This is a genomic window from Rhodococcus jostii RHA1, from assembly GCF_000014565.1.
Lineage (GTDB): Bacteria > Actinomycetota > Actinomycetes > Mycobacteriales > Mycobacteriaceae > Rhodococcus_F > Rhodococcus_F jostii_A.
Window position 1 is genome coordinate 3631971 of sequence record NC_008268.1, and the last position, 13208, is coordinate 3645178.

Annotated in this window: 11 protein-coding genes; 7 read left to right on the forward strand and 4 right to left on the reverse strand. The window is 68.0% G+C overall.

What is annotated here, in order from left to right; translation table 11 throughout:
• Window positions 1–49 precede the first annotated feature (49 nt).
• Entirely contained in the window at window positions 50–337 is a 288-nt protein-coding gene (locus RHA1_RS16690) for a CD225/dispanin family protein (RefSeq protein WP_009476441.1), read from the forward strand.
• Here RHA1_RS16690 and RHA1_RS16695 read toward each other — a convergent pair.
• The 3 genes from RHA1_RS16695 to RHA1_RS16705 form a co-directional block, all read right to left on the reverse strand.
• Window positions 334–1938 (reverse strand): glycosyltransferase family 87 protein, encoded by a 1605-nt coding sequence (locus RHA1_RS16695; protein ID WP_011596071.1) that lies wholly within the window; start codon window positions 1936–1938, stop codon window positions 334–336. The two genes, RHA1_RS16690 and RHA1_RS16695, sit on opposite strands and share 4 nt — an antisense overlap.
• A 22-nt stretch (window positions 1939–1960) precedes the next feature.
• Window positions 1961–4237, reverse strand: a complete 2277-nt coding sequence (locus RHA1_RS16700) for a transglycosylase domain-containing protein (RefSeq protein WP_011596072.1) — start codon at window positions 4235–4237, stop codon at window positions 1961–1963.
• A 399-nt stretch (window positions 4238–4636) separates the two neighbouring features.
• Complete coding sequence (locus tag RHA1_RS16705; protein WP_029539769.1) at window positions 4637–5068, reverse strand: DUF5318 domain-containing protein; 432 nt, start codon at window positions 5066–5068, stop codon at window positions 4637–4639.
• Between the two features lie 88 nt (window positions 5069–5156).
• Between RHA1_RS16705 and RHA1_RS16710 the strand changes: the two genes are divergently transcribed.
• The 6 genes from RHA1_RS16710 to RHA1_RS16735 all read left to right on the forward strand — a co-directional run bounded on the left by RHA1_RS16710 (window position 5157) and on the right by RHA1_RS16735 (window position 10921).
• Window positions 5157–6011, forward strand: coding sequence for a DUF1707 SHOCT-like domain-containing protein (locus RHA1_RS16710; RefSeq protein ID WP_011596074.1), 855 nt, complete (start codon window positions 5157–5159; stop codon window positions 6009–6011).
• A 15-nt stretch (window positions 6012–6026) separates the two neighbouring features.
• Window positions 6027–6851, forward strand: coding sequence for a DUF1707 SHOCT-like domain-containing protein (locus tag RHA1_RS16715; RefSeq protein ID WP_011596075.1), 825 nt, complete (start codon window positions 6027–6029; stop codon window positions 6849–6851).
• Window positions 6852–6858: 7 nt separating this feature from the next.
• Window positions 6859–7650 (forward strand): DUF1707 SHOCT-like domain-containing protein, encoded by a 792-nt coding sequence (locus tag RHA1_RS16720; RefSeq protein ID WP_011596076.1) that lies wholly within the window; start codon window positions 6859–6861, stop codon window positions 7648–7650.
• A 250-nt stretch (window positions 7651–7900) separates the two neighbouring features.
• Window positions 7901–8458 (forward strand): PadR family transcriptional regulator, encoded by a 558-nt coding sequence (locus tag RHA1_RS16725; protein ID WP_005264441.1) that lies wholly within the window; start codon window positions 7901–7903, stop codon window positions 8456–8458.
• The gene (locus RHA1_RS16730; protein WP_011596078.1) at window positions 8451–9536 is read left to right on the forward strand and encodes an inositol-3-phosphate synthase; all 1086 of its coding nucleotides are present in this window, start codon (window positions 8451–8453) and stop codon (window positions 9534–9536) included. The genes RHA1_RS16725 and RHA1_RS16730 overlap by 8 nt, the downstream gene beginning before the upstream one ends.
• 134 nt (window positions 9537–9670) lie before the next feature.
• On the forward strand, window positions 9671–10921 hold the full coding sequence (locus tag RHA1_RS16735) for a T3SS (YopN, CesT) and YbjN peptide-binding chaperone 1 (protein ID WP_011596079.1): 1251 nt from the start codon (window positions 9671–9673) through the stop codon (window positions 10919–10921).
• On the opposite strand, the gene RHA1_RS16740 is transcribed toward RHA1_RS16735, so the two are convergent.
• Window positions 10918–13140 (reverse strand): transglycosylase domain-containing protein, encoded by a 2223-nt coding sequence (locus RHA1_RS16740; protein WP_011596080.1) that lies wholly within the window; start codon window positions 13138–13140, stop codon window positions 10918–10920. The two genes, RHA1_RS16735 and RHA1_RS16740, sit on opposite strands and share 4 nt — an antisense overlap.
• Window positions 13141–13208 lie beyond the last annotated feature (68 nt).

Genomic DNA, 13208 nt, shown 5'->3' on the forward strand with positions numbered 1-13208 from the left:
CTCCACCTCGTCGCCCACGGTCGTGGGCTCCACCACGGGGAGGCAACGCATGACGTCGCAGCAGCAGGACACCTCGGCGGACCACAGCGGGCCGCTGGCACCGCCGCCCGCCAGCAGTCTGCCGCTCGCCATTGTTGCGATCATCGCGTTCGTGCCGTTCGGCATCGTCGCACTGCTGCGCTCGCTCACCGTCCACCGACTGTGGGAGCGCGGCGAATACGACCTTTCGGTGCGCGCCGCCGCCGACGCCCGACAGTGGTCGATCCGCGCGATCGCCCTCGGCCTGTCGATCGCGGTGTTCGCGGTCGGGGCGGCGCTGGTGCTGTCGAAGCCCTAAACGCTGTGAGCGGGAGCCGTTTCTACCGGCGGCCGTGGCCGTAGCCAGGCGGGTAGCCACTGCGGCTGCGCATCGGGCGCCTGGTCGAGCACGCCGCCCGCAGGATCGTCGATGAAGCCGTACCGCACGAGGTCCTCGCCGGGCCGGTAGATCTGGCGGATGATCAGCGCGCAGATGACCACGACCGCAATGTCGCGGACCACCACCGCGGCGGTGAACCACTGCTCGGGGAGTCCCTTGTCGGCCACGCCGAGGTAGTAGAACATCCGCGGCACCCACACCAGCGCGTCGATCGTCATCCAGGCCAGCAGGATCCGCCGGTGCGGGAAGGCGAGCACGGCCAGCGGGACGAGCCACAGCGAATACTGCGGGCTCCACACCTTGTTGGTGAGCAGGAAACCCGCGACCAGCAGGAAACACAGTTGGGTCAGTCGCGGCCGTCGCGGCGCCGTCAGCGCGATGTACCCGATCCCGACGCACACGAGGGCGAACAGCATGAACGACACCGCGTTGAGGACGGTGGGCGCCTGACCGGCCGACAGGATCCCGTCGAACCCGGTCCAGCCCGTGAACGACGAGATGACGTTGTAGACGGAGTCCGGGTCGGCGCCGCGTTCGGAGTTGAGCCGGAAGAATTCGGCCCAGCCGCGTGGGAACAGCAGGGCGATCGGCAGATTGACCGTCAGCCAAGCGCCGATACCGGTCAGCGCCGTCACCGACCACTCACGGACCTTGCCCGTGCGCAGGCACAGCACCAGCAGAGGCCCGAGGAGGAGCAGCGGATACAGCTTGGCGGCACCACCGAGGCCGAGCAGGATCCCGGCGAGCACCGGCCGTTTCCGCGACCACGCCAGCAGCCCACCCGCCGCGAAAGCCGTTGCGAGGGGATCGAAATTCGTGAACGCGTGCACGATCACCAGCGGGGACACGGCGATCAGCGCGGCGTCCCAGATGCGGCGTCCGGCCAGAAGCGCACTCGCCCAGACGGTGACCAGCCACGCCAGCGCCAGACCGAGCGCGACGACGTTGAAATAGATCGCGACCTGCAGCGCACCGGGCAGCCAGTGCACCGCGTCCCACGACTTCGCGATCGTCATCGCGCCGTACTGGTAGAGCCCGGAGATCACCGGGTACTCCATGTAGCGGCGCTGGGTCTGGCCGTTGCCGGCGTCTTCCTCCCACCACTTCTTGTAGGGGAAGGCGCCCTCGTTCAACCGTTCCGCGCCATACAGCGGGACCGTGTCCGAGTAGCACATGGCGACGTACTGCCGGCTGCCACTCCAGTCGAGCCCGAGCGCGCCGTTCTCGCCGACCGGCGCCTGCTGGATGCACGGCGCCTTCGCGAACCAGCCGAGCGCGAGAAACACGATCGCCAGCAACAGAATGGCGCGCATCGGCGTGAAGAACCGGCTGCGCCCGACGACCGCATGCCGTCCGACCGGACCACCGATCACCCCGGAGAGGTCGGCGGTCAGCGGATCGGTGCGCCCGGGAAGGTCCCGCCAATCCGCGGAACGCCGATCCTTCGCCAGCGGCGCGGGCGAGACGAATCCCGTCTCACCCGCGTCGCTGAAGGCGTGCGCGTCAGGGTTGTCGGCCACTCCGCGAGGCTACCGGTCGCCGTTAACGGGCCGGAACCTGCTGCTGGGCGTTGCCATTACCGGCGTTCGGCGGCGTCGTCGTCTCCGGTTCCGCCGGAACCGCCGGGGCCGCGGTGGTGAGCCTCGGTGCCAGACCCGGAATCGGGATGGTGATCCCGGGCAGGATCTCGACCGGCGACGGCGTCACGACCACCGGCGGCACGAGCTCCGTCGGCAGCTGGAACGTGCTCGTCGGCGGCGCTGATGTCTTGGTCGGTGCCGGTGCCGAATAGGCCGGGATACCCGACTGGCCACCGATCGCACCCGGCTTCGGGAACTTCTCGACGTCGGTGCCCTCGAGGGCGCCGTCCATCGTGTCCTTCCAGATGTCGGACGGCAGACCGGAACCGTAGATCATGGCGCCGCTGCTGTTCTCCAGCGCCTGACCGTCCGTGGTGCCCACCCACACCGCCGTGGACAGCGACGGGGTGTATCCGACCATCCAGGCGTCCTTGTTCTTGCCGGTGTCACCGAGCTGCGCGGTACCCGTCTTGGCCGCCGACGGGCGTCCGCCCGCCAGGTTGTGGCCGCGCGAGTACCCGGCGATGGGTTCCATCGCCGACGTCACGTTGTCGGCGACGTCCTTGTCGATGCGGTCCTCACCGGTGTCACCGCCACGGTCGAGCAGGACCGTTCCGTCGGCGCTGACGACCTTCTGCACGAAGTGCGGCGGGTGGTACGTACCCGAGGCGGCCAACGTGGCGTACGACGACGCCATGTCGAGGACCCTCGACTGGTACTGGCCGAGCACGATGCCGTTGTTCGGACCGCTGCCGTCGGGCTCGGTCAGCGAAGGCCCGACACCGGGGATCTCCTTCGGGATACCCGCCTTGTGGGCCATGTCGGCGATCGCCTGCGGTCCACCGTCGAGTTCGAGCTCCTGACGGTAAAAGCTGGTGTTCAGCGAACGCTTCAACGCCTCGGCGATGGTGCAGGTGCCGCAGCCCTCGCCTTCGACGTTGCTGATGGTGATGCCGTTGACCGTGAGCTCCGAGCTGTCGTACATCTGTGACAGCGGGATGCCCTGATCCAGGGCCGCGGCGAGACCGAACACCTTGAACGACGAACCGGTCTGCAGTCCGGCGTTCGCGAAGTCGTACCCCCCGCCGTCCTCGCCGCCGTAGTACGCGCGCACCGCGCCGGTCTTCGGGTCGACCGACACGACACCGGTACGCAGGTTCTCCGGCTCACCCTCCATGTTGGAGCGCGCCGAATCCACCGCCGCCGCCTGGGCGACCGGGTCGATCGTCGTGGTGATCTCGAGGCCCTCGGTGTTGAGCAGCTGCTCGCTGATCCCCGCCTCACCCAGCTCACGCAGAACCTGATTCTTGATCAGGCCCTCCGGTCCGGAGTCCTGGTTGCCGTTATCGACCTGCGCGATCGGCACGTACGGCGGATACTGCATCACCGACCGGGCCGACTGCTCCAGCGTTCCCGCCGACACCATGCCGTCGAGCACGTAGTTCCAGCGCGCCTGAGCACCCTCCGGGTTGGTCTCCGGATCGAGCAGCGACGGCAGCTGGATCGACGACGCCAGCACCGCGCTCTCCTCGACCGTCAACTGGTCGACGGGCTTGTTGAAGTACGCCTTCGACGCGGCCGCGATGCCGTACGCACCACGCCCGAAGTAGATGGTGTTCAGGTACGCGGCGAGGATGTCGTCCTTGGACCACTCGCGGGCCATCTTCGACGAGATGACGAGTTCCTTCATCTTTCGCGTCAGCGAACGCTCGGAACCGACCATCGTCTTCTTCACGTACTGCTGCGTGATGGTCGAGCCACCGCCGGCGCTGTCCTTGCCCAGGACGTTGTCGCGGGCGGCACGCGCGAACCCACCGATCGAGAAGCCGGGGTTCGAGTAGAAGTCCCGGTCCTCGGCAGCGAGCACCGCGTCACGGGTGTGCTTCGGGATCTGGTCGAGCGTCACCTCGGTGCGGTTGCCCTCCGGCGGCACGACCTTGCTCAGCACCGACGTTCCGTCGGACGCGTAGATCGTGGCCACCTGGTTGGTCTTGAGGTCGCCGGGCCGCGGGACGTCCTGAACGACGTATGCCGCCATGAACAGCAGGATCGGGATGATCAGCCCCATCGCGACGCACGCGTACGCCGTCCGGCGCACGATCTTCCACCGCGACTTCTTCACAGCCGTCTTCTTTCCACCCTTCGGCGGTTCGCCACCGCGGCCGCCGCCGGTCTTGCGACCGTTCGACGGCGGAGGTCCCGGCGGGCGCCCACCGGGACCCGACTGGTTACGCGCCACCGGGGGCGCACCTGCAGGACGGCCGGGCGGCGGGCCCGGACGACGCGGCGGGGGACCCGGCGGACGCCCACCACCCTGCGGCGGCGGACCGGGACGACGAGGCGGCGGGCCGGGGGGACGGCCACCACCCTGCGGGGGCGGAGGCGGCATCCGACGCGGCGGCGAGCCGCCCGATCGGCCCGGTGGGGGCCCACCCGCAGGCTGTCCGCCGCGGGGTGGTGGACCTCCGGGGCGTCCCTGTGGCGGGGGGCCACTCGGTCGTCTCGGTCCGTTCGGTCGATCACCCGGGGCGTTGCTGCGGGGGGAACTCACGTACAAATCTCCAGTGGTTGTGGACCGGCTTCAGTCCTGCGTTACGTCTGTGGGCACTCTTCTGCCCGCGTCCGTGTTCGGGCGTGTCTACTCGCTCGCGGTACGACGGCTCGGAGGCCGCGGCCGTGGCGACGAACGCCTGGGCCGTTTCGGTTCGGGCACGGTACCGAGAACATAGGACTGGACCAAATGGTTCCAGCTGCAAGTCCGGCACACCTCGACCACGTGAACCGAGAACTCCTCCTGAGTGGACGCGAGACGCACCAACTCCTCGGCCGTACGAGCCGAACCCGACACCGGGCCCAACTTGTCACCGAAGACCCAGGAGACCAGAGTCAACTGCTCCTTACGGCAGATCGGGCACACCACATCACTGCCCTTGCCGTGGAACTTTGCGGCACGAAGCAGGTAGGGGCTGGCGTCACACACCTCTGTGACACCCGTCCTGCCCGAGTAGACCTCGGCCAGGAGTGACCGGCGCTGAAGCGCATAGTCCACCACCTGCCGCTGTATCCGCACGGAGACCAGAGTACGTGCGTCGCGTCCGGAGAGAAGGGGTCGGTCGAGTGACACTGGTCAAACACGGTTGCCGCACTACGATGCCGGTGTGGCCTCAGGACCGTCCTCGCAGACTCGCGCACGTGACCTCGATCGGGTCAACGCATGCAGCCAGCTCGACGCCGCGTACGCCGACGGGCAGCTCGGCGCCGACGAGTACCACGACCGCACCGCCCAGGCCATGTCGGCGAAGACACTCGCCGAGCTGAACCTGCTGATCAGTGACCTGCAACTGCCGTCGTCGATCACCGCACAGGCACCTGTCCGGACAGCGGGTTCACCCCGCCGGGCGCTGCGGATCGCGGTCGCGTGCGGTGCGGTGATCGCGGTCGGCGCGGTCGGTCTCGCGCTCACCGAGCAGGACGGCCCGGACCCCGTCGCCCCACCGGTCCCGGTGCAGGTCGACAAGCCACTGACCCAGCCGGAAGTCGAGGTGCCCGCGGTCGAACCGATCATCGTGGGCCAGGCGCAGCCCCTCACCCAGGACGGGATCTACGCCCTCTTCGAGCAGTACCGGCAGAAGTTCGGCGACCTCACCGTCCACGAACTGGGCTTGTACGACGAGTACGCGATCCTGTCGCGGACCGCCCCGGACGCGCCCGACAAGGTCGATCGGTACGACTTCCGCGGCGGGTTCAAGACGTCGGGGATCCGCACACAGCGCCTCCCCGGAACCGGTGAAGTCGACCTCGCGCAGGTAAACGTGCCGGCACTCGTCGCGCTCATCGCCGACGCACCCCGGCTGGTCGGAGCCCCGGACGGCACCATCGGGCACGTCCTCCTCGCCGACGGCGGCAAGGGACCGACGATCAACGTGTACGTCTACGACAAGGCCCAGACCGGCGGCGGCTACCTGCGGGCGACGCTCGGCGGAGACGTGTGGCAGGTGAATCCCGCGAACTAGCTCTAAGATCCACCCGTGGCCAGCCGATACCCACCGAACACGCGGGCACGCGACGTCGATCGAGCCAACACGTCCGCATTGCTCGACGCCGCGTTCGGCGACGGCCAGATCAACGAGGCAGAACACCGCGCGATGTCCGAACTCGCCGCGGAGGCGCGCACCCTCGCCGACCTCGAGGTCCTGGTCAGTGACCTGCAGCGACCCGCCGACGCACCACCGGACGCACGGCCCCCACGCGACACCGCCAAGCACTGGTTCCCGGCGGCCGTCGCCGTCGCCGCAGTGGTGGCGGCCGTCGGCGCCTGCACGCTCGTCGACAGCGACGACGCGCAGGCCACCGTGACCCCCGTCGCGCAGCAGGTCGATTTCGACTCCGTCCAACCGCTGGTCGTCCCGACGCCGAATCCCGTCACCCCCGAGGGCATGAAGGTGTTCCTCGACCGGTACCTCGCCAGGTTCGGCGACCTGATCGTCGACGACCTCACCCTCTACGAGGGCGGCCACGCCGGCCTCGAACGCGCGCTGCCCCTCGAACCGAACCGGATGGTGAGCTACGACTACCGCGGCGGCTTCACGCCGTCGGGAACCCCGACCACCCGGAAGGTCGACACACCCGTGTTCGACCTGTCGACGCTGAACCTCGACAAGATCGGCGGAACGGTCGTGGGTGCCCCGGTGAGCCTCAACGTCCCCGACGGAGAAGTCAGCCACATCTCGTTCGAGGCCGACGGCGACGGCCCCACCGTGTCGATCTACGTGACCAACGAATTCAGCGAGAGCGGACACATGGAACTCGCCCCGTCCGGTGAACCACTGAGCGTCTACCCCTTCGGCCGATAGGACGCAGATGCCCAGGACCACACTCGCCGGTATCCGCGCACGCGACTCCGACCGCGCCGACGCCTGCGGGATGCTCGACGCGGCGCTCGCCGACGGGCAACTGTCCGCGGAGGAGCACGCGTCCCGCACCTCCACGGCAATGCGGGCGAAGACGTTCGACGAACTCGACCGCCTCGTCGGCGACCTGCAGATCCCCAGCCGCCTCGCGGCCAGCCCCGTCGTGTCCCCGCGACGCCGCAGATCGTCGCGGCGGTGGGTGTACGCCGCGGTCCTCGTCGTCGCCGCGGCCGCCGTCGGCGGCATCGCCGGGGCCGTCGCGAACAGCGACCTCGGCCCGTCGGAGTCGGTGCCGAACCTGACCACCGGCGCCGGCCTGCACTTCTTCCTCGACGAATACCGCGCCGAATACGGCGACACCGTCGCCGACGAACTCGGCCTCTACCCGGCCCACGCCGTCTTCGACCGGCCGACCGTCGGCAACGCGCGGCAATCCGACTCCTACCTCTACGACGGCGAATTCGACGACTGGGGCAGCTCGTCCACCCGATCCGACGACGAGAAGTCCTTCGACCTCGGCACCGTCGACCAGGTCGCGATCGCACGACTGCTCGCCGGGGCACCTGAAACCCTGCACGTCCCCGACGGCGCGGTGGAGATCGTGTCCTTCCGGTACGAACCCGGGTCCGACGACGGACCGCCGACCATCTCCATCCACGTGAAGAACGCCGCCGGCCACACCGGACACATGGTCGTCGGATTCGACGGCGAACCGTTCGACATCTACCCCTACGAGGGCTGAGCGTTCGGGGTCGTTGACCGGCGGGTGCCACCGGCCGCCGGCCACCAGGCGTCCCCGGCGCCCGATGTGACATCCGTTCAGTCAGACGGCACCGGTGTGACATTCGGCGACGCGGCCGGCCACCCGGACCTGTGTTGAAAACCTGTGACGGCTTGTCTCATGTATCGAGCGCGCGTATCCTCCTATATATCGGTGCGATATAGTTTTGAATCGCATCACACGGTTAGGTCGGGCGACTCAGGGGGTGGACGTGCTCGAATTGGCAATTCTCGGGCTGCTCCACGAGTCACCCATGCACGGATACGAGCTGCGCAAACGGTTGACGGGACTGCTGGGTGCATTTCGCGCCTTTTCGTACGGGTCCCTCTACCCGACGCTCCGACGCATGCAGGCAGACGGTTTGATCGCCGAGGACGCAGGCCCTCCGGGGACCGTCAAGCGTCGCGCCCGCCGCGTCTACCAGCTCACGCCGATCGGTAAGGAGCGGTTCAAGGAACTGGTCGCCGACACGGGTCCGCAGAACTACACCGATGACGGATTCGGCGTTCATCTCGCCTTCTTCAGCCGCACTCCCGCAGAGGCGCGGATGCGGATTCTCGAAGGCAGACGACGCCAGGTCGAGGAGCGTCGTGAGGCGCTTCGAGACGCGATCGGAAAAGCGAGCGGCACGCTGGATCGCTACACCAAGCAGCTCCACCAGCTCGGTCTCGAATCCAGTGAGCGTGAAGTGCGCTGGCTCAACGAGCTGATCGCCGCCGAGCAATCGACAGCAACACCTAAGAAAAAAGGAGAACCCGACCATGGGTGAGAACAGCACCGCGGTGCGCGTGGCCATTGTGGGCGTGGGGAACTGTGCCTCGTCCTTGGTTCAGGGCGTGCAGTACTACAAGGACGCCGACGAGACGGCGACCGTTCCCGGCCTCATGCACGTCAAGTTCGGCAAGTACCACGTGCGCGACGTCCAGTTCGTCGCCGCGTTCGACGTCGACGCCAAGAAGGTCGGATTCGACCTGTCCGAGGCCATCTTCGCCAGCGAGAACAACACCATCAAGATCGCCGACGTCCCGCCGGCCGACGTTCCGGTGTTGCGCGGCCCCACCCTCGACGGCATCGGCAAGTACTACGCCGAGACCATCGAGATCTCCGAGGCCGAGCCCGTCGACGTCGTCAAGGCTCTGAAGGACGCCAAGGTCGACGTGCTGGTCTCGTACCTGCCCGTGGGTTCCGAGGACGCCGACAAGTTCTACGCCCAGTGCGCCATCGACGCGAATGTCGCGTTCGTCAACGCTCTGCCCGTGTTCATCGCTTCCGACCCCGAGTGGGCTGCGAAGTTCAAGGACGCCGGCGTCCCGATCGTCGGTGACGACATCAAGTCGCAGGTCGGCGCCACCATCACCCACCGCGTGATGGCGAAGCTCTTCGAAGACCGCGGCGTGCAGCTCGACCGCACGATGCAGCTGAACGTCGGCGGCAACATGGACTTCAAGAACATGCTCGAGCGTGACCGCCTGGAGTCGAAGAAGATCTCCAAGACGCAGGCCGTGACGTCGAACCTGACCCGCGACCTCGGTCCGGGCAACGTACACATCGGCCCGTCGGATCACGTCGGCTGGCTCGACGACCGCAAGTGGGCGTATGTCCGCCTCGAGGGGCGCGCCTTCGGTGACGTTCCACTGAACCTGGAGTACAAGCTCGAGGTCTGGGACTCCCCGAACTCGGCCGGCATCATCATCGACGCCGTCCGCGCAGCCAAGATCGCCAAGGACCGCGGCATCGGTGGACCCGTCTACCCGGCGTCCGCGTACCTGATGAAGTCCCCGCCGGTCCAGATGGCGGACGACAAGGCTCGCACCGAGCTCGAGGCGTTCATCATCGACGCGGAGTAATCCGCGCAGCAGCTCCCGGGCGAATGCACCTTTCGTCGTCTTCACGGCGATGAAAGGTGCATTCGCCTTTGTGTTCGATTTCTTGTCAGACCCTCCCTCTACGGTGACACCCAGGATTCATCGAGGGAGGCGTGATGTCCGACAACACTTTCGATCGAGAGATCGACGACGCCTGGACCGAGCTCCAGGACCGTCTGACCGGGTACGTGCACGCTATGGAGGACGACGACGAACTGGTGCTGCAGTCGCAGTACGACAGCGTCGACGACGGCCTCGTCGAGACCGCCGCGTGCGTGCGGTTCTTCGCATGGGCCGGCGACAAGGTGCGGTGCGAGGTGCCGTCCAACCGCTTCCTGCACCCGGCGCGGGCACTCACCGCCGAGGAGCACGATCGGCTGATCGAGCTCGGCTGGAACCGCCCCGACCTGTGCGAGCACGTCGACGAGGGCAACGGTTCCGCGTCGTACTACCTCGACGCCGACCGGGAGGACGCCCACCTGCTGGCGTCGATGACGGTCACCGTGTTCCGGGAGATCTGGGACCTTCTGCATCCCTCGTTCCTGAAGGCGATCACCGGTGGCCGAGGCGAGACCCCGGAGTTCGGCTCTGCTGACGTCCCGGCCCAGCTACGCGACGGCGCCGGTTTGCGCGACCGTGTCGACGCCGCGGTCGAATCGATGCTCGAGCAGGCACCGGGCAAGGACGCGGACGGCGACATCCTCGTGTGGGTCGGCGACCTCCCGACGTATGTGCGGGTGATCGAGGAGGACGCCCGCGTCGAAGTGTTCGCCCGCGTGGTCCACACGATCAGCGATCGCACACGCAGCGCGGAGGCGCTCGCCGACCTCAATCGCGAGTGGCCCGACATCAAGTTCCTGCTCGTCGTCGACAACGTGGTCGCCGTCATGCGCGTCGACGGGTCACCGTTCGTCGCGGATCATCTGGTGTCGGTGTTCCGGATGTTCGAGCGTTTCGTGGACACCGTCGACGACGCGTTCGCCGAAAAGCTCGGTGGCAAACTCAATTCCACACCCGGCGCCACGTCCTCGTACGCCGAGCACGAGTGCGAGGACGATTTCCCCGCCGCGCTCGTGACCCTGATCCACCTCGACTCCGAGAGCGGGCTCGACCCGGACGACGTGGCCGAGATCTGCGGACGCGACCGCGACACCATCCTCGAGTTCCTCCGGCTCTGCACCGAGCAGGAGATCGAGTGGCGCCACAACGCGGAACTCGCCCGCGACGAGGAGCCCGAAGAGGCCGACATGTGCGAGGACGAGGCGAGGGCCTGGGCCAAGACGAAGGAAAGCCTCCGCGCCGCGCTGCGGGTTGTGGTGCTGCCGAACAGGACTCCGCCACGCGGCGGGATTCAGAACCTCGGCTAACCGGGCAGCGGGATGATGACGCCCGGGAGGATTTCGATCTGGGTCGGCGCCGGGACGGGCGCGGGCACCGGCGGGACGGGCGGGACCGGGACGGCCGCCGGGGGCGGAACCTCGACGGGTGCGGGGGTGGGGGCACCGGGCGGCGGGACTACCCCGCTGGTGCCGGTTCCCGTTCCGTCGCCGCTGGTTTGGCCGGACCACGTAGGCACCCCGGCTTGGCCGCCGATCGGGTCGGGCCACGGGAAGTCTTCCCAATCGGTGTCTTCGAGGGCGCCGTCCATCGTGTCTTTCCAGATGTCGGACGGCAGACCCGAACCGTAGACCAGTCCGCCCCAGCTGTTGTTGATGGCGGTGGCGTCGGCCTTGCCGATCCACACCGCCGTCGCCAGCGACGGCGTGTAACCGACCATCCAGGCGTCCTTGTTCTCGCCGGTGTCCCCGAGCTGAGCCGTGCCGGTCTTCGCCGCGGACGGGCGTCCCCCCGCCAGGGCGTGGCCCCGCGAGTAGGAGGCGATCGGCATCAGTGCCTGGCTGATGTTGTCGGCCACCGCGGCATCGAGCCGACGCTCACCCGGGCTCGGCGCACGGTCCAGGAGCACGACGCCGTCGGCGGTCACGACCCGCTGCACGAAGTACGGCTGGTGGTAGATGCCCGACGCCGCGAGCGTCGCGTACGCGGACGCCATGTCGATCGGCCGCGACAGGTACTGGCCGAGAACGATGCCACCCTCGGGTTCGCCGCCGTTCTCGCTGAGCGTCTTGCCCTGCACCCCGGGGATGAACTCCGGGATCCCCGCCTTGTGGGCGGCGTCGGCGATGGCCTGCGGACCGTTGTCCAGCGACATCATCAACCGGTAGAAGCTCGTGTTCAGCGACCGCTTCGTCGCCTCGGCGATGGTGCACGTGCCGCAGGACTCGCCCTCGACGTTGCCGATCTGCACGCTGCCGACCGTCAGCGGAGCACTGCTGAAGCGGGCGGAGAGGGGGATGCCCTGCTCCAGCGCGGCGGCCAGGCCGAACACCTTGAACGACGACCCCGTCTGCAACGGCGCCTGGGCGTAGTCGAAGCCGGCGCCGTCCTCGCCGCCGTAGTACGCGCGCACACCGCCGGTGCGGGGATCGATCGACACGACCGCGGTCCGCAACCCCGGATCCTCCCCTTCGAGGTTGTCGTGGACGGCCTCGATCGCGGACTGCTGCGCCCGCGGGTCGATCGTGGTGGTGATCTGCAGACCCTCGGTGTTGAGGGTCTGCTCGGAGATCCCCGCATCCGACAGCTCGCGCAGCACCTGGTTGCGGATCAGGCCGTCGGGGCCCGGCGCGGAGTTGGCGTCGGTGGGGCGGTTGGACGGCGCGGTGATCGGGAATTCCGCTGCACTGCGGTCCTGCTGACCGAGCACGCCCATCGCGACCATGCCGTCGAGGACGTAGTTCCACCGGGCCTGCAGCTGGTCGAGGTTGGCCTCGGGGTCGAGGTAGGACGGGCTCTGGATCACGGAGGCGAGCACCGCGCCCTCGGCCACCGACAGGTCGCCGACCGGCTTGTCGAAGTAGGCGCGCGACGCCGCCTCGATGCCGTACGCGCCGCGGCCGAAGTAGATGGTGTTCAGATAGGCGGCGAGGATCTCGTCCTTGGACCACTCGCGGGCCATCTTGGTGGAGATCACGAGTTCCCGCATCTTGCGGTACACGTTCCGGTCCGCGCCGACCAGCACGTTCTTGACGTACTGCTGTGTGATCGTCGACCCGCCGCCCGCGCTGTCCTTGCCGAGGACGTTGTCGCGGGCGGCACGCATGAAGCCGGTGACGGAGAAGCCGGGGTTGGAGTAGAAGTTGCGGTCCTCCGCCGACAGGACGGCGTCGCGGACGTGCTGGGGAATGGCGTCGAGCGCGATCTCGGTGCGGTTGCCCTCGGGCGGGATCACCTTGGTCAGCTCGGTGGTGCCGTCGGCGGCGAAGACGGTGGCCACCTGGTTGGTCTTCATGTCCGACGGGCGCGGGACCTCGGCGCGGACGTAACTGACCAGGAAGACGACGAGCGGGATGACCAGCAGCAATGCGATCACGACCAGGCTCACCCGGCGGACCGTGCGCCACCGGTTGCGCTTCTTCGTCCCGTCCGGTGATGGAGTGGTCGTGTCAGCCGAACCGTCGTCTACGGGCGGTGTACCCCCCGGTTCGGAGGCATGGTTGCCCGTCGCGTCGTTGCCAGAACTCACTTCCACCCTCCCGGTCAGTTATCCGGTCACGGAGGATCATCGCACCCACCGGTACGTATGTTATGTGA